The organism is Sporosarcina sp. NCCP-2331, from assembly GCF_023707945.1.
Lineage (GTDB): Bacteria > Bacillota > Bacilli > Bacillales_A > Planococcaceae > Sporosarcina > Sporosarcina cascadiensis.
This window is the reverse complement of the sequence record NZ_BRCD01000017.1, coordinates 1-22366: the sequence shown is the minus strand read 5'-3', so window position 1 is coordinate 22366 and position 22366 is coordinate 1. Positions and strand designations below refer to the sequence as shown.

Annotated in this window: 19 protein-coding genes; 12 read left to right on the top strand and 7 right to left on the bottom strand. The window is 42.4% G+C overall.

The features are described 5' to 3' along the window. The first annotated feature begins 99 nt into the window (after positions 1–99). The 7 genes from NCCP2331_RS11035 (at position 100) to NCCP2331_RS11005 (ending at position 7210) form a co-directional block, all read left to right on the top strand. A complete protein-coding gene (locus NCCP2331_RS11035; RefSeq protein WP_251670684.1) occupies positions 100–1677 on the top strand; it encodes an ATP-binding protein in 1578 nt (525 codons plus the stop codon). Beyond that, positions 1670–2338, top strand: coding sequence for a response regulator (locus tag NCCP2331_RS11030; protein ID WP_251670682.1), 669 nt, complete (start codon positions 1670–1672; stop codon positions 2336–2338). Before NCCP2331_RS11035 ends, NCCP2331_RS11030 begins: the two co-directional genes overlap by 8 nt. 134 nt (positions 2339–2472) lie before the next feature. Beyond that, complete coding sequence (locus NCCP2331_RS11025; protein WP_251670680.1) at positions 2473–3522, top strand: DctP family TRAP transporter solute-binding subunit; 1050 nt, start codon at positions 2473–2475, stop codon at positions 3520–3522. After that, complete coding sequence (locus tag NCCP2331_RS11020; RefSeq protein ID WP_251670678.1) at positions 3519–4562, top strand: DctP family TRAP transporter solute-binding subunit; 1044 nt, start codon at positions 3519–3521, stop codon at positions 4560–4562. The genes NCCP2331_RS11025 and NCCP2331_RS11020 overlap by 4 nt, the downstream gene beginning before the upstream one ends. A gap of 221 nt (positions 4563–4783) precedes the next feature. Then, positions 4784–5281: a TRAP transporter small permease gene (locus tag NCCP2331_RS11015; RefSeq protein ID WP_251670676.1), complete on the top strand. Its 498-nt coding sequence runs from the start codon at positions 4784–4786 to the stop codon at positions 5279–5281. Then, positions 5262–6533, top strand: coding sequence for a TRAP transporter large permease (locus NCCP2331_RS11010; RefSeq protein WP_251670662.1), 1272 nt, complete (start codon positions 5262–5264; stop codon positions 6531–6533). The genes NCCP2331_RS11015 and NCCP2331_RS11010 overlap by 20 nt, the downstream gene beginning before the upstream one ends. Positions 6534–6640: 107 nt before the next feature. Further along, positions 6641–7210, top strand: a complete 570-nt coding sequence (locus NCCP2331_RS11005) for a DUF488 domain-containing protein (protein WP_251670660.1) — start codon at positions 6641–6643, stop codon at positions 7208–7210. A 455-nt stretch (positions 7211–7665) separates the two neighbouring features. Here NCCP2331_RS11005 and NCCP2331_RS11000 read toward each other — a convergent pair whose 3' ends face one another. After that, entirely contained in the window at positions 7666–9351 is a 1686-nt protein-coding gene (locus NCCP2331_RS11000) for a M14 family metallopeptidase (protein WP_251670658.1), read from the bottom strand. A gap of 563 nt (positions 9352–9914) precedes the next feature. Between NCCP2331_RS11000 and NCCP2331_RS10995 the strand changes: the two genes are divergently transcribed. Then, positions 9915–10124, top strand: a complete 210-nt coding sequence (locus NCCP2331_RS10995) for a hypothetical protein (RefSeq protein WP_251670656.1) — start codon at positions 9915–9917, stop codon at positions 10122–10124. Positions 10125–10147: 23 nt separating this feature from the next. On the opposite strand, the gene NCCP2331_RS10990 is transcribed toward NCCP2331_RS10995, so the two are convergent. Next, positions 10148–10513 (bottom strand): DUF2188 domain-containing protein, encoded by a 366-nt coding sequence (locus NCCP2331_RS10990; protein WP_153722049.1) that lies wholly within the window; start codon positions 10511–10513, stop codon positions 10148–10150. A gap of 218 nt (positions 10514–10731) precedes the next feature. On the opposite strand from NCCP2331_RS10990, the gene NCCP2331_RS10985 reads away from it, so the two are divergent. Next, complete coding sequence (locus tag NCCP2331_RS10985; protein ID WP_228551067.1) at positions 10732–10947, top strand: hypothetical protein; 216 nt, start codon at positions 10732–10734, stop codon at positions 10945–10947. Next, on the top strand, positions 10940–12358 hold the full coding sequence (locus NCCP2331_RS10980) for an amidase (RefSeq protein ID WP_251670654.1): 1419 nt from the start codon (positions 10940–10942) through the stop codon (positions 12356–12358). Before NCCP2331_RS10985 ends, NCCP2331_RS10980 begins: the two co-directional genes overlap by 8 nt. Before the next feature lie 389 nt (positions 12359–12747). On the opposite strand, the gene mgtE is transcribed toward NCCP2331_RS10980, so the two are convergent. Together mgtE and NCCP2331_RS10970 are read right to left on the bottom strand one after the other, a co-directional pair. Then, positions 12748–14106 carry a magnesium transporter gene (gene mgtE / locus NCCP2331_RS10975; RefSeq protein ID WP_251670652.1) on the bottom strand — a complete coding sequence of 453 codons (1359 nt, stop codon included), beginning with the start codon at positions 14104–14106 and terminating at the stop codon, positions 12748–12750. 145 nt (positions 14107–14251) lie between these two features. Further along, complete coding sequence (locus NCCP2331_RS10970) at positions 14252–14836, bottom strand: general stress protein (RefSeq protein WP_251670650.1); 585 nt, start codon at positions 14834–14836, stop codon at positions 14252–14254. 284 nt (positions 14837–15120) lie between these two features. On the opposite strand from NCCP2331_RS10970, the gene NCCP2331_RS10965 reads away from it, so the two are divergent. Further along, positions 15121–15696: a 3D domain-containing protein gene (locus NCCP2331_RS10965; RefSeq protein WP_153722053.1), complete on the top strand. Its 576-nt coding sequence runs from the start codon at positions 15121–15123 to the stop codon at positions 15694–15696. A 936-nt stretch (positions 15697–16632) separates the two neighbouring features. Here NCCP2331_RS10965 and NCCP2331_RS10960 read toward each other — a convergent pair. From NCCP2331_RS10960 to NCCP2331_RS10950, 3 genes are all read right to left on the bottom strand, one after another. Then, the gene (locus NCCP2331_RS10960) at positions 16633–18045 is read right to left on the bottom strand and encodes a GGDEF domain-containing protein (protein WP_153722054.1); all 1413 of its coding nucleotides are present in this window, start codon (positions 18043–18045) and stop codon (positions 16633–16635) included. 239 nt (positions 18046–18284) lie between these two features. Then, positions 18285–18584, bottom strand: coding sequence for a hypothetical protein (locus tag NCCP2331_RS10955; RefSeq protein WP_251670648.1), 300 nt, complete (start codon positions 18582–18584; stop codon positions 18285–18287). Positions 18585–18652: 68 nt separating this feature from the next. Beyond that, a complete protein-coding gene (locus NCCP2331_RS10950; RefSeq protein WP_251670645.1) occupies positions 18653–19129 on the bottom strand; it encodes a VanZ family protein in 477 nt (158 codons plus the stop codon). A gap of 570 nt (positions 19130–19699) precedes the next feature. Here NCCP2331_RS10950 and NCCP2331_RS10945 point away from each other — a divergent pair. After that, positions 19700–22225 carry an S-layer homology domain-containing protein gene (locus NCCP2331_RS10945; protein WP_251670643.1) on the top strand — a complete coding sequence of 842 codons (2526 nt, stop codon included), beginning with the start codon at positions 19700–19702 and terminating at the stop codon, positions 22223–22225. Positions 22226–22366: the final 141 nt, after the last annotated feature.

Genomic DNA, 22366 nt, shown 5'->3' with positions numbered 1-22366 from the left:
CTGCGTTTCAACGAGGATACAATTTTGCTTATACAGCCTTCACAATGTTCTGTTAAAATAAAAGAAGATCAAAGCACACTGTGAGAGGAAGATCATCAAATGAGCCGAATATCACTGCGAATGAAAATGTTCATTTTTTCATTTATTCTTGTGTTCTTCTCCGTTGTGACGAGTGGAGTAATCATGATTCACAATATATCCGGGGCGTTTGAGAAAGAACTGGGGTCACGTGCTATTGCAATTGCACGCACTGTTGCTCAGCTGCCTGACATTAAGCAGGATATCGGAAAAGCGGACGGTGCATCCAGCATCCAGCCGATTGCTGAGCGTGTGAGACTGGCGACAGATGTCGATTATATAGTGGTATTTGACATGGATCGCATTCGTTATTCACATCCGTCCGAAAGCAAACTGGGTACCGTTTTTGAAGGCGGTGACGAGCAGGCTTCACTGTCAGAACATGAGTATGTCTCCAAAGCCCAAGGAGTAATGGGGTTTGCGATTCGTGCTTTTGTTCCTGTCATGGATCAAGAAGGGGTAAAACAGATCGGGGTGGTCTCAGTAGGGATACTTTCACCGACCTGGCAGAGTCTGTTGAATGATTATAAGAATGATATTTTATTTTCATTGATGAGCGGACTGCTGATCGGCCTGATTGGCTCTCTGTTCATTGCCAACCATCTGAAAAAGCAGACATTAAATATGGAGCCATATGAAATTTCACGCTTGGTGGAAGAGCGGTCGGCTATGATGCAGTCGATGGACATCGGTATACTGGCAACGGATGAACAGGAAAGGATTGTCTTTTTGAACCGGCTGGCACAGGAATACACCGGTCTGGAGAATGAAATGATTGCTGTCGAGGAGGCATTCCCAAATACATGGCTGACGAAGGATGCTTTGCGTAAAGAGGAAGAAGTCGCATATCGTCCGTTACTGCTGCATGGAAAGATGATGCTTGTGAGAATTTTTCCGATTATCGTCAATGACAGGCGTGCAGGTTCGTTAATTATGATGACTGGTCAGAAAGAAGCGCATTCATTGGCGGAGGAACTGACCGGAATCAAGTCACTCGTAGATTCCCTGCGCTCGCAAAACCACGAGTATATGAACAAACTGCACAGTATCGCAGGATTGATCCAGCTGGACCGTTCTCAGGAAGCGCTAAAGCTGATCATTGATGAGACGTCTGATGAGCAGGAAGTGATGCAGTTTTTGAAGGAACGGATTGCAGACTATTCCATTCTGGGGATACTCATCGGCAAGCGTTCCCGTGCAAAAGAGCTGGGGGTTTTATTTACCATTGATGACGAATCCTATTTATCGGAAGTGATGACCGGATTTTCAAGCGGGGATCTCGTGACGATACTCGGGAATTTAATCGATAACGCGATGGAAGCCTGCCTGCTGGAAGAGGAAAAGAACATTACTATTTTGATAGAGGGAGATCGGGATTTCCTGTTTATTGAGATAGAAGACAGCGGCTGCGGATTGCCGGCTGAAGCGGAAAAGATGTTCGACTACGGATTCAGTATGAAAGGAAAAGAAGGCAGGGGAATCGGTTTGGCTTTAGTGAAACAAATCATGGATTCCAATAAAGGAACGATTTCTGCGCGTTCACAATCTGTTGCAGGATCGATCATTACGTTGAAAGCGGGTGAACAAAATCATGTCTGAATTGGCTGTATACATCGTAGAAGATGACCCAATGGTGCTGGAAGTGAATAAGGGTTTTTTGCAGAAGCTGAACGGTTTTAAATTAATTGGAGAGTCAATGGAAGGAAAGCCGGCGATCGAACAGATTCGCGAGCTGCAGCCTGATTTGATATTACTGGATATGTATTTGCCGGATATGACAGGAATGGAACTGCTGAAACTGATTCGGGCGGAAAATGTCGCGAGCGATGTGATCATGATTACGGCAGCACGGGATGCCATTACTATTCGGGAAGCGCTCCGGTTTGGTGCCGTTGATTATTTAGTGAAGCCCTTCCGTTTCGAGCGGTTTCAGGAAGCGCTGTTGAAATTCAGTAAAAATTATTGGAAATTTCATTCGGTTGATAAATTGAAGCAGGAAGATATCGATGTATGGATGGGCAGTACAGGGAAAATTTCTGATCTGCCCAAAGGACTAAATGAATTTACAATGGAGCAGGTTTACTCAGGACTGAAAAGTGAAGGAGTGCCGCTCACTGCTGAACAGCTGGCTCAAAAAGTGGGAATGGCAAGGGTGACTGTGCGAAAGTATTTAGAATTTCTTTCGATTGATGGAAAAGTGCATATTGAGCTTCAGTATGGAAATATAGGACGTCCGACACGGTATTATTCCTCTAAATAGGATGTAAGGACACAATAGGGAAATACCATAAAGACCATAATGTCCATTAACTTCTTAATATTGTATTTTGTCTAAAATTACTTAAAATAAAAATTATCAGATTACTGGTGATTGGGGAAGGAGCATGAGTTTCGATGTATGCTCTGAAAAGAACTTTTTTCATTGTCATGAGTTCGCTTGGAATAATCGTAATGCTTGCAGGCTGTCAGCAGACTCGGTATCCTGTCGATCATGAACAATTAAGTGGGGAAGAGCGGCTGGTTATTCGCTTTTCACATGTAGTGGGCGAAGATACCCCGAAAGGTCTGGCAGCCAGAAGATTCGCCAGTCTGATGAAAGAGCGCAGTGATGGATATATCGAGGTGCAAGTCTTTCCGAACAGTATGTTGTACAAAGACGGCGAGGAAATGGAAGCGCTTTCGGATAATGATATCCAAATGATTGCACCTGCCACATCGAAAGTGACATCGATTGTACCGGAATGGTCTGTAATGGACCTGCCTTTTGCCTTTGACAGCTATGAAGAAGTCCATGCTTATATAAAGGGCAAGACCGGACAGGAACTGATCAGTAAGCTGGATCAGCAAGGTTTAGTTATGCTGGGAATGTGGGATAACGGTTTCAAACAACTGACAAATCGTGATTTTCCAATTAACACTCCGATAGATATTAAAGGCTTGAATATGCGGATCATGCCGAGTGATATCATCGAGCAGCAATTTAATCTGTTCGGAGCCTCCGCTGTGAAATTGGACTTTGATAATGTGTTTCAGTCATTGGATGAGGGTTTGATCGATGCACAGGAAAATACGATGTCCAATATTACGAGTAAGAGTCTGCACTACAGGCAGGAGTATATGACTGTCAGCAATCATGGGTACTTGGGATATGTGCTGCTGATGAACAAGGAATTCTGGGAAGATCTTCCCGATGAAGTGCGTTCATTGATTGAAGAAACACTGTCCGAAGTGAGTGAATGGCAGCAGGAAATTGCCCATAAGTTAAATGATCAGGAACTCTCCAAATTGGAAGAATGTAATTGCATTGAGATTACTCATCTCTCCGATGAAGAGAAACAACAGTGGGAAGAAGCTTTCAGCCCGGTTTACGATTTTTATCGGGGGCGGTTTGGGGCTAAAAATATAAATTCACTTCCGAAAATAAAAGGGGGAAATAAAGAATGAAAAAGTTTCTATTACTGGCGATAATCAGTATGTTTGCTATCGTAGCGGCAGCTTGTTCATCTGACAAAGAGTCTTCATCAGGTTCAGGCGACGGCGAAAAAGATACATCTTCTGATAAGCCGATCATCATCAAGTTTTCACACGTTACAGCAATTGACAGTGTGAAGGGGAAAGCAGCTGACCGCTTTGCTGAGTTAGTAGCAGAAAAGACTGACGGGAAAGCGAAAGTAGAAGTATATCCGTCATCACAGCTTTATGGGGATGCGGATGAGCTGGATGCATTGGTTTCCGGCAACGTTCATATGATCGCGCCGTCTGTTACAAAAATGGTGAAATTGGACCCTCGCTGGCAGTATGTTGATATGCCTTTCTTGTTTAAAGATCAAGATCACGCTCGCAAATTTTTCGAGAGTGACGTAGCACAAACGATTTTAAACAGTGATCAGCTGAACAGCAATGACATTATGGGATTAGCATTCTGGGAGAATGGCTTCAAACACTTCTCTAATAATAAGCACGAAATGAAAACACCTGAAGATCTTAAAGGATTGAAGTTCCGTGCACAGGCAGGAAAAGTACTTGAGTCTCAGTTCAACGCACTGAAAGCAGGAAGTGCAACGATTTCATTCGGTGAAACGTATGCAGCTCTTCAGCAGGGAACTGTTGACGGACAGGAAAATACATTCAACAACTTTGATACGCAGAAATATTCTGAAGTACAGAAGTATTTGACAGTAAGTGAGCACGGCCGTTTGGACTATGCAATATTCGTTAACAAATCATTCTGGGACGGTATGCCGGAAGATATCCGCGGACAAGTGGAAGAAGCTTTGAAAGAAGCAACAGAGCTTGAGTGGCAGCTGGCTGATGAAGAAAACGCAGCAAGCTTCGAAAACATCAAGAACTCTGGAAAAGTGGAAGTTACGGAGTTGTCTGAAGAAGAGCGTCAGAAATTTGTTGATGCATTGCAGCCGGTATACGATGAGTTTTCAGATGACATCACGCCTGAATTGCTTGATGGGATCCGTGACTTAAAATAAGAAGTATGAACATCTTTGTGGGAAAGCGGAGATCATAATGCCTGTTATAAACAGGAATATGCATGCCGATCTGATAACCGGATCGGCATTTCTCTTTTCATTGGCACAGTGCATTACTTGTCGTCTTTTGAATGTGTTTTCCAAACGGGAGTTAAATTTGGAGGGACGACCAGTACTGCACTTGCAATTGTTTACTAGGTAAAGAAGGGGTGTGCTAGATATTGAAAACATTTCACAGGATTTGGAGAGGCATTGAAGAAATTTCAGCAGGAACATTTTTCTTTGGCGGCATCACACTCATTTTTTACGGTGTCATCATGCGTTATGGCTTCAACTCGCCTAAAGCATGGGTGGAAGAAGTGGTGCGTTATGTAATTATCTGGGGTGTGTTTTTAGGGTTTTCGATTGCGTTGCGGCATAATCAGCATATTCAAGTAGATCTGCTATATGATAAGCTGCCTGCGAAAATACAGAAAGTCGTTGATATATTTGCGACAAGCGTCAGTATTTTCTTCTGTCTGGCGTACACATACTACGGATACGTACTGGTAGAATCCCGTTTTCATTCGGGTATGGTATCGCTTGATGTAGGAATTCCAATGTGGATCATCTACTTGATTCTGCCGATTTCCGGTCTATTATTCACGTTGCGTTTCATTGAGAGACTTGTTCATCAGATACGCGGAAAGGATGTAAAATATGATAATCCTCTTACTTAGTATTTTCTTTATTTTGCTCCTTCTGCGCGTTCCGATTGCGATCAGTCTGGCTTTATCGACGATGGTCGTGCTGTGGCAGATCGACTTTAATATGACCATGGTGCCTCAGCGCATCTTTACCGCGCTTGACTCATTCCCGATGATGGCAATTCCGGGATTTGTGCTTGCGGGAGTATTGCTTGCGCGAGGCGGGATTTCAAAGTATTTAATTGAGGCTTTGAAAACATGGGTTGGACACTTGCCGGGAGGCCTTTCGGTCGTAACCATTCTGGCTTGTATGATTTTCGCTGCAATTTCAGGATCAAGCCCTGCAACTGCCGCCGCTATTGGTTCCATCATGATTCCTGCGATGGTGAATGCAGGGTATGATAAAAAATATTCTATGGGACTCATCGCAGCTGCCGGTACGCTGGGCATCTTGATACCGCCAAGTATTCCATTGATCATCTATGGGATTACCGCAGAGGTTTCTATTGGTAAATTATTTATGGCCGGCATTATCCCGGGCATCCTTTTAGGAGGAGTCCTGATCGTTTCTGCTATTTTCTATGCTAAGAAAAACGGCTATAAGAGTGAGAATAAAGCGACTTGGGAAGAGAGAAGAAAGAGCTCGCTTAAAGCAATTTGGGGAGCATTCCTTCCATTCTTGATCTTGGGAAGTATTTACAGCGGAGTCGTAACACCGACAGAGTCTGCTGTTATTGCAGTATTTTACGGTATTGTAGTTTCCGCATTTATTTACCGTGAACTTCATTTCCGGGATATTCGCCCGATTATTATTGAATCGATCAATATAACTGCGATGATTTTCTTGATTATCGGTGCGGCAAGTCTGTTTGGCCTGTATTTGACAAATGCACAGATACCGCATCATATCGGTTCCTGGATTGCAGAAAGTGATATGAATAAATGGGTATTTATTTTAATCGTCAACTTGCTGCTGTTCGTGCTCGGTATGTTCTTGGAAGCTGTATCCATTATTTTGATCACGCTGCCGATCTTGCTGCCGATGCTGGTGCACTTCGATATCAACTTGCTGCACTTCGCGATCATTATGACAATCAACATGGAGCTGGGTATGATTACACCGCCGGTTGGTCTGAATTTATTTGTAGTGAGCGGGATAGCAAAGGAAAAACTCGGGGATGTTGTCCGGGGAGTCATTCCATTCATTTTCCTGATGATTCTCGTATTGGTGCTCGTCGTACTATTCCCGCAGCTTTCGTTGTGGCTGACAGAGCAAATGGATTAAAAAGCAGGTCCTTCAGTGCAGTTTATACTGGAGGGCTTTTTTGAATGCAGAAAAAGTTTAGTCATACAGTCAGGAAGGGAACAGTAAGGGCAGAGGAGTGACAAGAGATGGAGATCTATACGGTTGGACATTCTACACACACAAAGGAAGAGTTTTTGAAGCTTCTGGATGATGCAGGCATAGAAAAACTAGTCGATGTGCGGGCCTTTCCCGGCAGCCGGAAATTTCCTCATTTTCACGAGGATCGAATGAAAGAATGGCTTCCTGAACATCAGATTGCGTATGAACATTTCGGCAAGCTTGGCGGACGCAGGAGAAAGTCGAAAACAGTTGATCCGGAAATAAATGACGGCTGGAATAACCAATCATTTCATAACTATGCGGACTATACGCTGTCGGACGAATTTCTAGAAGGAATCGATCAGTTAATGAAAGAAGCGAATGATGACAGGATTGCAATTTGCTGTTCTGAACGTCACCCGGCCAGGTGTCACCGGATGGTCATCAGTAATTGGCTTGCAGAACATGGCTGGAAGGTGAAACATATTATCGATGGTCCGAAAGAAAAAACCCTTATTGAAGACCACGAAATCGGAAAGTGGGGACCCCATGATGTTGTGCTGGAAAAGGATGGCTCCGTTACGTATCCTGCAGAGCCGGATGAGGAAAAGGAATGATTCATAACTGTCGGGATGAATGTCCGGGCAGTTTTTTGCGTCGTGAGTTTGGCGAAGTACGGAGGGGGCGGGCGCGCGCCAAAAACACGCCGGGCCGCGCGAAAGTCATCGCTGAGCGAGCGAAACGACGCCGGACCCGCGCGTAACTTGGGATTTCGCGCACCAAAACACTTTTGCCACGCTCCAAACTCCGTGTTTGCCGCACCAATCGCGCTATCAGACGGAAACTCATCGCGTCATAGGACATTATAAAATTGTCGTGCTGCCGTAGACGTTGCACAAAGAACAGCCCTGTTCGATTATTCATACAGCGTTTATCTGTCTTAAAAACAGATAGAATGCCGTCATGTTACATATATGGCAGAAACTCCGTGCTTACCGCGAGCACAGAGTTTCTGGACACTCATTTATCTTTTTTATATATTCAGATGAACTAGAAAATGTCTTACTGGCGATTATTCAAGTACTAGTTCCAGCTCCAGTTCTTTCATATATCGGTAAACAGGCACTTCATCTTTCACATTTACAGGAATAAAGTTGAATGCAACATAGCTGTCTACTGATTCAGGTTCTAGTGAGAGTGCCACGAGATTTGCAGTTGGTTGAGCCATGCTGATTACGTAACTGCCTGCTGGGAAAAAGATTGTTTTCTTGGATAGTTCAGCATCCACATTTGCAAGCATATGACCTTCATATAGGTTAGTATCTACTTTTTTATCTGTAATGACATAGCGTTCAACCTCAAGCCTTTGAGCATTTTTTGTTTTAGCTACAGTTGCCCCCTGCAGTGTAAGCTTGTCCGCAATATGATGGTAAGCGGGCGGTAAAATATAAGCGGTAGGACGGATTCTTTCTAAAGTTGGTACTCCATTCGTTGCGCTATTATAGCTGACAGGTATTTCTTTTACGGTTCCTGTAGCGACATCTACAACTTCAAGTGTTTGATTTTTAACTTCTGTTCGGTCGCTTCGTAAAATAACTGTATCTTGGTCAGAGACTGACTTTCCTTTAGTAACGATTTCATCACGGGCGTCTTGTATCATCTTCTTAACGTCCTGTGCATTTTTTGCAGTTGTCTTTAAAATACTTGAATGTGTTTCAACTTGCGAAGCGACTCGTCGAACAAAGTTTTCTTTGCCAATACCAATACCACGGCTTTCAACTAGGAAAGAAAAGCTGGGCTGTAAACCATTTGCATTACGTCCGATTCTAGCTTCGGCACCGCCTTCATTTAACGTAACATGGCCATTCTTAGAGCCGTCAGTAAAGTATTCTCTGTTTGAATAACCTTTTTTATCAAGTGCTTCAAAGACATTTTTACCGAATAAATCATCGGATTTGTCCCGTATTTGCTTAGGAATATTTAAGTTTTTACCTGATAATAATAAAATATCATGGTACTTGATAGAACCTTTTTCTCCGAAGCTCTTGAAAACTGATTCACTTAATCCATATTCATGTGCGTCAACAATGACTTCGGGGTTAATCTGGTTGATTGCTTTATGAAGAGCCTGTGTTTCAGGAAGTTCTAATTTCACGTGGTCTCGGTTCGCATCTAAGCGCAGAGCCGTTTGCCGCTGGAAGTATTGGGCGCCATCTGGGTTAATACGTGGATAAATAATGACGTTTATATCATCGAGTACTTCATTTCCGAGATTACCATTGGCTAACTCATTGGCCATAACGAGCATCGATTCACCGCCTGCCGGCTCATTTCCATGTACATGTCCTTGCAGCCAAACAGTTGGCTTTGCCTTAAACTCTTCTGTATCTTTGCTGCCGGCAGTTGTGAAGATCAACATAGGCAACTCTTCGCCTTCAAGAGAGTGACCTGCAATTTCCATCGTGACATTTGGATTTGCTTCCGCAATATCTTGTAAATAACGCATCATATCCGGATTGTTTGTCATCCACTTGTCTTTTTTCATACCTGGCGTTACTAATTCCATTTCAGGTTCCTTATACAACTCTAAGATCTCAGAAGACTGTGCATAAAAAGTGCTTGGCGCATAAGGTGTATACGGGAACGTTTGGCCGGCGGCTGGAGGAATGGAAGACTCGGTGGTTGCAGCAGATGAATATACAGGTGCTGCGACAAGAGTTGCTATGAGTGCTGGTAGTAATAGTTTTTTCTTTAACATGAAAATCCCCCTTAGTTAGTTAATTAGCTGGTAAGCGCTTACAAATTCAATTTATATTAGAAGCATCATGGATTCAATATAAGATACTTATATTCGAAAAATTTCGTCCAATTAGTCTAGATTATTAAAATACCATACTACTCTTATCTCATAGTATTTAATTATTTCGAGTGTGGAGTAATAATTGTATAACTTTAGTAATATTTGAATGAAAAGTAATTGGTGCACGAGTTAAATGGGAAACCAGTAATCCGAACGGTAAACCATAAAGTTACTAACAACTCAGGTATGACTTAAGGAGCGGTTTCTACCCTTTATTCAAAAAGTGTGGCAGTGAGCAGTGGCCTTATCTTCCATAGTCTGCTATATGAAATGGAATAGGGAGGAGTTTGAAATATCGACGGAAAAATTTACAAGGGGAAAGGAAGGAAATCTTAATACGAACTTAACTAGCGCGTAACTAAGGCTTCCGAACACCAAAACACCTCTTTGGCGCTCAAAGCTCCGTATTTGCCATACCAATCGCACTGTCAGACGGAAGCTCATCGCGTAATTTCGGCTGCATGATCATACCACATTCATTCCTGATCATAGATGTCATCTGCGTGCTCATACTGTCGGGCGAACTGCTCATTCAGCACCCGTTCGCGCTCATGCCGTCCTCCCACTTGATCATACATACCTTTCGCGTGATCATAGGGCATTATAAAATTGTCGCGCTGCCGAAAAAGCTGGACAAAGAACAGGGCTGTCTTGGAAATCAGACGGAATGATTTCCAAGACAGCCCCTGCTTGATTATTCATACAGCGTTTTTTCATGTGTTCCATCTGTCTTAAAAACAGATAGAATGCCGTCATGTTCATTTACATATTTTTTCGCTTTATCCAACAGCTCCGTTTTAGTGTCACCTTTGTAAATCACGTGGTCACTATTCGGTTTTTTGAATACCCATTCGTCATCGCGCGGCTTTACTTCATAATGGGGACGGCTGTCACTTTTACCTTCTACGTATTCATGTGCTTGGGCAGTAGCAATCGAGATGGCACGGCCTTCTTCATAGTTTTCCCTCAACAAAGCATTGGCAATTTCAATGGCTTTATTACGCACATCGGAATCCAAGTTTTTCATGGACGGCGGATAATCATTTTTACTCCATGGCATGAATCGTCACCTCCTCCCATACAAATTCCCTTTTTCAGTAGAATGTAAACGCGTAATATGAACGACAAGCAGCTCTCTAACCGCACTATAATTTCTCGAAAAATAGAAAAACTATAGTAATTAGTTATCGACCTATTCAAATTAGTTTGATAACTAACGAGTTAAATGATAGAATCTATTTGATAACTAAGTAAGTTTGATCTCACTAGGGTATTCCTATGAAGATAAATAAAACAAAAGGAGTGAATGCATTGTCTCTATCCGTTAAGCAACTACTAGAGAACAAGGGGATTCAGGCTAAGCCGGAACATTTGGAGATCTTGGAAAGTCGCTGGAAGGGTATGCAAGAATTAAGAGGGACATTAGAAAATATGAATATCGAGGACGCTGACATAGGGCTTCGTAATATTCCTGGAGGTGATCATATTGGCTAAAGAATTGATTCGGAAATCTGTAGAAGAATTGGCCCCGTTATTGCAAAACGGCTCATTGTCACCGGTTGAACTGACTGCGGCGGTTTTGGATCATGCAGAAGAGACACAGGATACGATCAATGCCTATATGACATTTTACCGGGAAGAAGCAGAGCAATCAGCACGTGAAGCAGAAAAAGAAATTAAAGACGGCAACTATCGAGGCATGTACCATGGAATTCCAATGGCCTTGAAGGACAATCTGTATTTTAAAAATAAAGTGACTACGATGTCATCCAAGATTCATAAAGATTTTGTTCCGGATGATGACGCGACGGTCGTCAGCAAGCTGCGTGAAGCAGGAGTGATTTTTACCGGTAAGCTGAGTATGCATGAATACGCTTGGGGAATCACGAACAATAACCCTCATTACGGGGCGGTCCGCAACCCGTGGGATACGGATAAGATTCCAGGCGGTTCGAGCGGAGGATCCGGAGCGGCGGTTGCGATCGGTTCAAGTGTTGCATCGCTGGGAACGGATACTGCTGGATCCATCAGAATTCCGTCTTCCATTTGTGGAATTGTCGGATTGAAGCCGACACATGGACGAGTCAGTAAATACGGCTGTTATCCGCTTGCCTGGACATTAGATCATATTGGTCCGATGACAAAGACAATCAAAGATGCGGCAGGAATGATGGATATTATTTCTGGTTACGATCAAAAGGATCCTACTTCGGCTGATGTGCCGGTCGACCAGTATTTACAGAAGATTCAAGGGAATGTGAAGGATTTAGTGATCGGTGTAAATGAAGAGTATTTCTTTAAAGAAGTGGACAATGAAGTAGACCAGATCGTGCGCGGAAATATTCAAGCACTCGTGGATCAGGGAGCTAAAGTAGAGGTTGTGAAAATTCCTTCCTTAAAGTACGCAGAATGGGCGGAATTAGTCACATCACTTTCAGAAGCTTCTACGATTCATCATGAAGATATGCTAAAGCGACCTCAGGACTTTGGCGATGATATCCGCATGCTGTTTGAACTGGGTGAACTGCCGTCGGCTGTAGATTATCTGCAGGCTCAGCAAGTCCGCCGTCAGCTGAAACAGGAATTCCAGCAGGCTTTCCAGAAAGTTGATGTGCTGATCGCACCGACATTGCCAGTAGTGGCGAGCACCATTGGAGATGATACAGTAGACTTGAACGGTAAGCAAGTGGATCTGATTGATAATATCATCCGCTTCACAGGACCAAGTAACTTGACAGGATTGCCTGCGTTGTCGGTGCCCGGTGGACTGAAAGGTAATCTGCCGGTAGGTGTTCAGATTATTGGGCCTGCATTTTCCGAAGCACTTCTGCTGGATGTCGGATACGCGATCGAACAGACGAATCCAATGAAAGGCAGAACGGCGCCGTTATTATCAAGAGCATAAGATTATGTAGATTCCAGTTGCGATAAGGAAAGACACTTTGCAATACAAATAAACCAAAAACTCCGCGATCAACCCAAGATCGTGGAGTTTTTGGTATGTATCCGCTCTTCGACTAAGCGGTACAATTGTATTCGACGTATTAGTTTCTTCGCTATCACAAACCCAGCTGCACCAAACTTCAACCCAAATCCGTTTGTGCAATTGGTGTTACTAGTAGTATAGCCTGTGAGGAACAGAATAAACGTAAAACTTCGAACTGTGAAGAATGTCATGTGACTGTAGTCTTTGGCATGAAAATGAGATAAATTACAGGAACCTTACAGCTACCTTTCATTACGTTAAGATATGAAAAACCTCCTAACTTTATGCATAAAAGTTAGGAGGTTTTCTTACATTAATTTTGAAATAAACATCGTCGCAATTCCGAAATAGATTAACAAAGATAGAATGTCGTTAATCGTAGTAATGAGGGGACCGGACGCAACTGCCGGGTCCACTTTGAATTTATTTAGGATCAGCGGGATGACAGTTCCCGCAATGGTACCGATGATCAGCGTAGCGACCAATGATGAACCTACTACCAGTCCCAGTGTAAAACTGCCTTGCCAGACATAGGCGATAACGGAAATCACAGCACCGCAGACAACACCCAGAATAACACCAACAATTAATTCGCGGGATATTAGGTGAAGCGACTTTTTCATTGTCATATCTTCGGAAACCAAACCGCGGACGACAACAGCGAGTGATTGCGTACCCGTATTACCGGTCATACCTGCAATCATCGGCATAAAGAAGGCGAGTGCTACAACAGCTTCCAGTGTTTCTTCAAAACGGGAAATAATACTTCCTGAGACCAGTCCAATGAACAGCAGCAAAATGAGCCAAGGCAACCGGCGATAAGCAGCGGTCAGGGCAGGGGTGTGAAAGTCGATTGATTTTCCGGAAGCAAACAGCATCTCGATGTCTTTATCTGCTTCCCGGACAACGATATCCAGTACTTCGTCCGCTCTAATGATCCCTACTAAGATGTTATTTTCATTGACGACAGGAAGTGAGACAAAATCGAAACGTCCGATTAACTTGGCGACCTCTCCCTGATCGGTCGTGTCGTGTACTTTGGCGATGGACATTTCCATAATATCCTTCACGCAGATATCTTCCTCTGCGAGCAATAAATCTCTGTAAGATAAGACGCCGACGAGTTGTTTATCGTCATTAATAATATAAATATAATTCAGGTAATGGGCGAATGCTTCATAATGTTTTAATTTTTCCACAGCCTTGCCGACTGAGTAGGATTGATGTACCCACACATATCTCGTTGTCATAATACGGCCTGCAGAGTTTTTTGGGAATTTTCTCTGCTGCCGGATATTTCGTTTTTCTTCCTGGCGCATTTCGGCAATCAATTTTTCTACTTGCTTATCAGGAAGATCTGACAGTAAATAAGATAAGTCCTCGCTCTTCATTTTATCGAGTAATTCTGTCGCACGGGCAGGTCCGACAAGTTCCAGAGCGCGCAATTGTTCATTTCTAGTTAAGAACCCGAGCATTTGAATTAACGTATCGGTTTCCAGTATTTCTAAAAATAATGTATGACGCTTTCTGGGAAGACGCCGATATTGAGCTGCCACTTCAGCAGGCTCCAGTTCATGAACCGCTTTTTTCAGGGACTCCATATTCCCGTCTTTGATCAGCTTGATCATCGCTCTTGAAATATCATCTCGATTATTTGTCAATGGCATGTTCTGCACCCCGTTTACATGTATATAGTAGTTATCTATTTAGTTATCCCCCAAACAACTAGAAAAGAAACAAGAAATAACCGACGGCTGACAAAATGCCATAAAAAAAGAGCCTCCGTTTAAGGGAAGCTCCTTCGTAATTCTATCAGATTAATGGTCCTCTGCCCCGTGGTTTAGGATCAGTCAAAGGATCGCGAGTTTCATTTCGATTGACCATCGGATTAGGATCGATTAACGGGCTGCGTTCTGTATCGGCATACGTACCTGTACGATCTGTTCCTGTTAATGGATCATAAAGCTCTGAATCAACTAGAACTAAAATCTTGCCGTGTTCGAAATGTTCATTATAGCGGTGTGCTTCTTCGTCAGGGATTCCCATTCCGATTAAAGCTCCTGCTAAGCCGCCTACACCGGCACCGGCTGCTGCGCCGGTAATACCTGCAATAATCGGTCCGGCGGCGATGATCGGTCCGACTCCGGGAATTGCCAATGCGCCTAATCCGGTTAATACACCGCCGAGTCCACCGAGCAAGCCTCCTGTGGCAGCGCCCGTAGCAGCGCCTTCGCCTGCATGAGTATCTGTTTCTTCTACTACATGATCTACCTCGGCTGCATCCTTACTGATGACGGAAATTTCATCTGCCGTGTACCCTTGACGTTTCAAGCTCTCAATCGCTGCAATCGCTTCTCTGTCTGTTTCATAAGTTCCTACTACATGTCGTTTTACCATAATCTAGTTCCTCCTCTAATTTTTCGCTGCCTATTTTCTTGCTACTAAAAAACTACCCTGTTTTCAATAACGTAAAACGTATTGGGGAAATTGGAGATTCGACAGGAAAGGGGGGAGTACGAGAAAAGCTCGACAGAATATCCTTATTAGATACAATTTTCTTTCTTCAGGACATGCTTGTAACATAAGTCTTTTCTTTGTAATGCACTCGACTGATAACTGTAATGAAACTGTAACAAAGGGTTGGTAAGCTGTACCTAATCAAAAAAATTAGGGGTGGCATATTGAAGAAGGTTTTATTTTCGTTAGCAGTAGCCATGATGATGACAATCTTCACGAGCGGAATGAACGAGACATCCGCGGCAGCTTCTGTACACACAGTTAAAAAAGGTGATACATTATATAAAATTTCGCAGATGCACAAAGTGTCTGTTACCAATATAAAGAAATGGAATAACTTAAAATCCTCAGTGATTAAGCCGAATCAAAAGCTTCGCTTAGTGAAATCATCAAAAGTGGCTTCCAGCACATCTTCGGCAAAATTACCTTCACGCAATGATGATCAGGCAGTGAAGGAGTTCACGGTGAGTGCAACAGCGTACACAGCACACTGTAACGGCTGCACAGGCTTAACTAAAACAGGATTGAACTTACGTAAGAATCCGGATTTAAAAGTCATTGCCGTCGATCCGAATGTGATTAAATTAGGAACGAAAGTACATGTCGAAGGGTATGGCTATGCAGTAGCCGGCGATATTGGCAGTGCGATCAAAGGCAATAAGATTGATGTATTTATTCCAAATAAAACACGTGCGTACCAATGGGGCCGCAAAAACGTTACAATAAAGATTCTTGATTAATTTAAAAAAACTGGACCGGCTATATAAGGCGGGTCCAGTTTTTTGTTTTGAATAGGAATATGGAGTCTGCACCAAAATGTATGCTTGACAGGCTATTTCATGAGCAGTTTGAGACTGAACTGTGATTGCGCAATATAGGGTAAGTGGGAAGAGACCGTTTCCCTGCGTTCCAGGCGGACGCGTGTCTTGCGGGCCCGCGGTGAGCCAAGCGAACAGCGAAGGGTTCGCTTTGCCGTATTTCTGCGCTCTTTGCAGAAATTAAGGCAATACAGAGTTCCTTCTGCACGCTATTTTCGCTTCGCTCCCGCAAGTTGTCTCACCTGTCGGGCTGATCCTCCCAGAGTCGCCTAAAACCAGTGCTCCTAACGCTGCGCTTTTACTCGCAAAAGCCGTTCTTCGTGACGGCTTTCACTCCGGTACACTGGCTGGTGTTTCAATTTTTTGTGTGAGTGGCATGTATGAGCATACTATTTGAGACTGTCATAATAGGTATGGTGTTCATGCGATGCTTAGTATACTGCAAAGGCTTAGATTTTGGTGATCAATGCGTTTGCAGAGTCGAGTAACGAAAACTATAGCAACGAAATACGCACTCTGCAAAAAAGCAGCATGTCATACATTCTACACACCAGCGAAGGCGCAACTGCGGGGTCGGCCGTTGCTATGAGACTGCTGGCACGTTCTTCGCCAGTAGGCTCATAGCGTAAGGCAATCCCCCAGCGCCGAAGCGGGTTTAAACTGCAAACTCACACTTCAATTAAAATCCCTACAAAGTTGAGAAACGAAACCCGCATATATTAAATCCACACACTACCAAAATGCAGCAGGATTTTCGCAATACGCAGGTGACAGGTTGTCAAGAACAGATTTTGGCGTAGACTCGGAATATGAATTAAAAAAACATGAATCTTTCTAATGAAAGAATTCATGTTTTGATTATACAAATGAAACTACTTGATTTTTTCCATTACGTTTTGCTCTGTACAAGGCTAAATCCGCTAAATGAAATAAATCCTTAAAACTTCTCACATCGCGCTTCTGATTATCAGCCAGACCCATACTAATGGTAATTTGATCGGAAATATCCGGGAGTTCCAATGAGAGCGCTTCCACCTTATTTGCGATATCCAATGCTTTTTTCGTGGCATCCTCCAGAGTGATGCCTTTCATGACTAAAACAAATTCATCTCCGCCGAAGCGTCCCAGCACATCATCTTTCCGTATTGCAGAAGAGCAGATCCTTGCCACTAATTTAATGGCTTCATCACCAGCCAGATGGCCGTATGAATCATTAATAACTTTCAAGTTATCCAGGTCAAATGCAATACATACAATCGTATTTTTGGTGACAGCAGAATCTGTTAGCCATCTATCAGTAGTTTCTTCCAGATACTTACGATTATATACACCTGTCAAAAAATCGATATGTTCGTACTTCTGTACTGTAGAATTTTGTAAACGAAGTTTTAATTCCAGTGAAGTTTTAACCCAATTTTGATTTTCGAGTTCGTGCAGTAAATCAATGTATTCTTTTTGAATGAGTGCCAATTCATCAAAGCTGCATAGTTTTTCTGCCAGAGCAATCCTCTTTTGCTGGATTACCTTTAATAGTACATAGTCATGAAGCAGCTCCTCTTTCTCCTTCGCGAGAGTGTAGAATTGAAATGCCTCGGCAGGGTGTTCAAGCATCTCATGAAGACGGCCTTTTAAGATTGTCAGGAATGCTTTCTCACGCGGGAAATCGTCCAGCTCAGATAGTTGGTTCAAACAGTTTATGCTTGTCAGCGCCACGTCGCTGCGTTCCAGATTGAGAGAGGATTCAATTAATTGCAAATGAGCACGGATAGAAAGAATCAATCGGTCTTTTGCATACAAATTAGCAAATTTCACGGCTTTCTGCGCTGCTTTCATTGCTTCAGGAAACTTTTTCAGTTTGTTCAGCGCATTGCTGAGGTTGCTGTAAGCGATACTCGCATAGATAAAGTCCTCGGTTTCCAGAGCAATCGACAGAACGTCTTCTATCAATTTTCTGCCATGTTCATAGTCGGCAGCAAATGCACTTACAAAATATTGTAAGTAGTAGGAACGCATCCAATCCGATTTTGTTCCATATGACAGGCAGCCTTCATGATGCGCTTCAATATGAAAGAGTACTTTTTCGAAGTTGCCTGTATAGTAATAGGCCAATGCACTGCTATAATGCGCCGATAAAATCGCTTCAGCATCAGAAAAACGAATTCCTTTTTTCAATAACTCCTCAGCAGCTTCAGCTACTTTGTCATAATGTCCTTCGTTTCTATATTGACTAATCGAGCGCTGCAGAGAGCTGATCTCATCTTCAAAAAGCATATTAGTCCCTCCCTCATTATCTATTTATTGTAATTAAGGACTAAAGTTTTAAAAGGTGCATGTCTTATTTGCTATCATTATAACACATCTTACCATAAATAGAGTGGAGAAATAGAGTTATTTAAGAATAGTTAGACTTATTTAACAGCCTTCTAGTTTTTTGTACCCCACTCCGATAATAGATAAACGTCCTATTTTAGAAATGAGAGAATTATTGTTTTTAGTAGGAAGGTTCTATTTTACTTATGCTGAATAGTTTTAAAGTGCCGGATGAACAGCTCAGGTTCATCAATTATTTCGAAAGTGAATACTCCCTCGTGTGTATGAAGGTAAAAGAGCCCTGTTTGACCGGAAAAGGGGCGATAAGACAAGTCGAAAACATCCTTGAGAGGAAAAGTGCGGTGGGAAGTAGTGATGCGATCCTGAAATAAACTAATGGAATGAAACGATTTATGGTAGGTCTGTTCCAAACGGTCAACGACTCGCTGGATAGAAATGTAGGAAAGAGATTGAATTAGCTGTTCTGAAGAATGACTCATATGAAAACCTCCTGTTCGCAGTATCATGGTAAGGATCAACTAGTGTAAACGACAATTCTGCTGCAGAACTAAGTGCGCCGAATGGAATGAATAAGCTGTGCTGCACCCGCAAACAGAAGGAAAACAATAGCTCCTGTCATATCTAAGTAAACATCTTGTATAGTAGCAGTGCGGCCGCCTGTAAATGATTGATGCAATTCATCCGCACAGGCTAAAATCAAGGTGATAAGGGCGGCTCCAACTAAGCGTCCTTTGCGTTTGGGGAGCAGCCAGTAAATGATGAGAGCTAAAAAGCCGAATGTTAGAAAATGAGCGGACTTTCGAATTAAGAATTCCACAAAATGATAGTAACCGCGCTCTTCAACTGTAATAGGACGGTCCCAATAAGAAAACTCCAATTTAGCAAGCAGGTTTTTCCCAGGCTCACCGGGAAGGAATTGTTCAAGAGTGGTCACAAGGGATTGCTGTTCATACGTCTGGCTTGATGAAACAGCTAACCCGATTAACAGGGAAAGCAGCAGTAGAAAGACGAGTAATTTTTTCATACTTGAATTGTATCATAAAAACTTTCATGGATAAATTTTTTAGGAAGAGAAGGTATTCAGTTAAAATATGCAACTGAAGACCTTTATATTAGTCTATTTCGGATTGGTTCATTCTATTGACAACGTATGTCTTTCAGTCTTCAGGCTATCGTTTCGCTTCCATTCCGCGAGACTTTCAAATGAATTTAAAAGAAGGATAAGGAGATGGTATACATAGTTGTTTCAACGTGGAACTGTTCTTACAACAATCTATCAAATTGTTTTCCTTCTATATAATAGACTAATTGCAAGAGGGTATGCAGACCAATATTTTTATAGAGTAGTAGATACCATTTAAAGACAACTGAAACCTTAAATTTCCATTACCAATTATGAAAGTATATGCTAGGATTTAACTCGGGTGGTTAAAAACTTCGACTTTTAAACTTCTTCCTGTTAGTAATTATTTTTGGGACAAAGTGAATGATTAGTAAATTGTGAAGAGGGTATAAGAGTGGAAGAGCGTTTTTATTTAAACCGCTCCATGTGTCATCAACCAACAGTAAAAGCATTAAAGGAGGAAATTATTTAATGAAAGTTCAATCGAAAAAATACTCTAAATACTTAACAGGTGTAGCGTCAGCAGCACTAGTCGCATCAGCGGTGGCACCAGTTGTCAGTGCAGCAGACTTTAACGACGTGGCCGATACAAACTCGCACAAAGCGGCAATTGACGCATTATCCAATGCAAAAGTAATCTCAGGATATCCTGACGGTTCTTTCAAGCCAAATAAAACTTTGAGCCGTTCTGACGTTGTCAAATTGATGGGTAAATGGCTTGTATCTATGGGATATGAAATTCCGAAAGACTATAAAACGAATCCAAGATTTACAGACTTAACGTCTAAATCAAACGATGAACTATTGCAATCTGCAGCTATTGTCAGAGACAATAATGTATTTAAAGGCTATGAAGACGGTTCTCTTAAAGCAGCAGGTTCCATTACTCGTGAAAATATGGCGATCGTCTTGGTGCGTGCGTATGATGCTGTGAATAAAACAGACCTTATCTCATATGTAAAAGAACAAAAGTTTGATAAAGATGTTGTAGATTTAGCAAAAGCGAAAGCTGAAGCGCGTACTGCAATCGACGTACTCGATTACTTCGACATTACAAATCCAGCTGCACCGAACTTCCGCCCGAAAGAAACAACAACACGTGCGCAGTTCGCTTCATTCCTATATAAGACCAGCCAAGTAGAAAAGCCGGGTGAAGAAACACCTGAAGCTCCTGCAGTGGCGGAAGTTACTTCTGTTGAAGCAGTTGGCGAGAAGGAACTGACAATCAAAGGAAAAGATCTTGGTAACCTGAAGGCAGAACAGCTGACAATCGAAGGAAATGAAGTTGCTTCATTCACAGCTAATGCTAACGGCACTCAAGGAACAGTGGAATTGAAGAATCCACTGACATCCGGCAAAGAAATGACTCTAAATTACACAGTGAAAACTGAAGGAGAGCCGGATCAAGTCACACCGTTTAAGTTTACTTATACGTATGAAGTAGCAAAAGTTGTTGCTACGACTACACAAGTGAACGCAGGAACTGAAGGTCAAGTATTGGGCTTCAATGTGAACGGAGCGCCTGCTGACATGAAAAAGCTGAAAGAAGCCGGCTATACGGTGGAATTCCAAGCTACGAAGGACGTATTCGCTAATAAAGCAACGGGAGAATTGAATAAGGATAAGTTAGTAAATGATACTTCATTCTCTTATAAAGTTACAGTTTCAAAAGATGGCAAGCCTATGGAATCTGAATTAGTAGAAGTTAAAGTAGTAGAATACGGCTCTTATGTTTCTTCTATTGATGAAGTGACAGTTACACAAGATGGAGTTACTGTGAAGAACGGCAAGTTGGCTCTTGGCACTACTGCAACAGTAAAAGCTACAAAAGCAACTACGGTAAACGGCACGATGGTAACTGATCTTGCAAATGCTACTTATTCATCATCGAAGCCGAGCGTAGCGACTGTAACATCTACTGGAACGGTTACGCCGATCAGTACAGGTGATGTGAATATTATTGTTAAAGTCGGAGATGTGACTAAAGAAGTTCCATTATCCGTTGTAGCCGGCAGCAGAACACCTGCGAAAGTAGAAGCAGCTGCTTCAAATGTTCTGGAAGGTAAAACACAGGATATGAATCTGACAATAACTGACCAGTATGGTGATATGTTTAAAGGTGATGTAACTTTAGAATCTAAAGACAACACTGTTGCAACAGTATTACCAAGTGCGCAAACTGTTACTGATGGTAAAACAACAATTAAGGTGACAGGCGTTAAAGCAGGCACAACAGAGATCCAAGTTAAATTCGGCGGCAATGTAGTCGGTACAGTTCCTGTTACAGTATCTGACGATGCTCAAGCTGCAAATACTAAACTTGAGCCAGCAACTGCGGGCAAAGATTTAACACTTGATATTATGAAAGGTTCCCAGGATAGTACAGTAGACTTGGTTTGGAACAAATACAATCAGAATGGCACATTGGTTGGGCAGGATCCAATTAAGGTGGATACGTACACGATTGTATCATCTGATCCGTCAGTAGCTAAAGTTGGTCCAAAAACAGCTGCTGGTGTCGTAATGATCGAAGGCGTTAAAGCAGGCACTGCAACTATCCAAATTAAAGAAGGCGACATCGTTCGCGCTTCTGCAACAATTACAGTCAAAAATTCTACACCGACTATCTCTGCTGTGAACTTTGAAAATACGCAGACGGTAAATACAACAGCTTTGGATGTAAAAGTTCTAAAAGAAGCGGGTATCTCTCTTACTTCAACAGAGCATAAAGCTAAAATAGACGGCAATAACATCTATATTGACCTTGGTGGTACAACAGGTAAATATGATGAGAACACTGATATTAAAATTGGTGAAATCAATACTTCTTTCTCAGGAGCATCTGATGCGATCACCGATATTGTCATTGAAGACGGTTCTATTAAAGGTAAGGTTAAAGCGGGTACTGAAGGTACTCTAGTCGTCAGCGTGACAAATGCTGAAGATAGCAGTAAAGTAGCAACGAAAGATGTCTCTGTAAAAGTTCCTGTTCAATAAGACATTTAAAACTATTAACCCATTCCCCAATTCGTTTAGGGGAATGGGTTTTTTACGTTTACCAAGCCGCTTACCAAGGGTACAGATAAAGTAGAGCAGGTAAGCTTTAGAGAGGAGTGGGAGTATGAGTTGGTTAGAAGG

What these genes read in the sequence shown, in the direction of transcription:
- NCCP2331_RS11035 (WP_251670684.1), top strand. Translation starts at nt 100, where the DNA reads ATGAGCCGAATATCACTGCGAATGAAAATGTTCATTTTTTCATTTATT.
- NCCP2331_RS11030 (WP_251670682.1), top strand. Translation starts at nt 1,670, where the DNA reads ATGTCTGAATTGGCTGTATACATCGTAGAAGATGACCCAATGGTGCTG.
- NCCP2331_RS11025 (WP_251670680.1), top strand. Translation starts at nt 2,473, where the DNA reads ATGTATGCTCTGAAAAGAACTTTTTTCATTGTCATGAGTTCGCTTGGA.
- NCCP2331_RS11020 (WP_251670678.1), top strand. Translation starts at nt 3,519, where the DNA reads ATGAAAAAGTTTCTATTACTGGCGATAATCAGTATGTTTGCTATCGTA.
- NCCP2331_RS11010 (WP_251670662.1), top strand. Translation starts at nt 5,262, where the DNA reads ATGATAATCCTCTTACTTAGTATTTTCTTTATTTTGCTCCTTCTGCGC.
- NCCP2331_RS11005 (WP_251670660.1), top strand. Translation starts at nt 6,641, where the DNA reads ATGGAGATCTATACGGTTGGACATTCTACACACACAAAGGAAGAGTTT.
- NCCP2331_RS11000 (WP_251670658.1), bottom strand. Translation starts at nt 9,351, where the DNA reads ATGTTAAAGAAAAAACTATTACTACCAGCACTCATAGCAACTCTTGTC.
- NCCP2331_RS10995 (WP_251670656.1), top strand. Translation starts at nt 9,915, where the DNA reads ATGATCATACCACATTCATTCCTGATCATAGATGTCATCTGCGTGCTC.
- NCCP2331_RS10990 (WP_153722049.1), bottom strand. Translation starts at nt 10,513, where the DNA reads ATGCCATGGAGTAAAAATGATTATCCGCCGTCCATGAAAAACTTGGAT.
- NCCP2331_RS10985 (WP_228551067.1), top strand. Translation starts at nt 10,732, where the DNA reads ATGAAGATAAATAAAACAAAAGGAGTGAATGCATTGTCTCTATCCGTT.
- mgtE (WP_251670652.1), bottom strand. Translation starts at nt 14,106, where the DNA reads ATGCCATTGACAAATAATCGAGATGATATTTCAAGAGCGATGATCAAG.
- NCCP2331_RS10970 (WP_251670650.1), bottom strand. Translation starts at nt 14,836, where the DNA reads ATGGTAAAACGACATGTAGTAGGAACTTATGAAACAGACAGAGAAGCG.
- NCCP2331_RS10960 (WP_153722054.1), bottom strand. Translation starts at nt 18,045, where the DNA reads ATGCTTTTTGAAGATGAGATCAGCTCTCTGCAGCGCTCGATTAGTCAA.
- NCCP2331_RS10955 (WP_251670648.1), bottom strand. Translation starts at nt 18,584, where the DNA reads ATGAGTCATTCTTCAGAACAGCTAATTCAATCTCTTTCCTACATTTCT.
- NCCP2331_RS10950 (WP_251670645.1), bottom strand. Translation starts at nt 19,129, where the DNA reads ATGAAAAAATTACTCGTCTTTCTACTGCTGCTTTCCCTGTTAATCGGG.
- NCCP2331_RS10945 (WP_251670643.1), top strand. Translation starts at nt 19,700, where the DNA reads ATGAAAGTTCAATCGAAAAAATACTCTAAATACTTAACAGGTGTAGCG.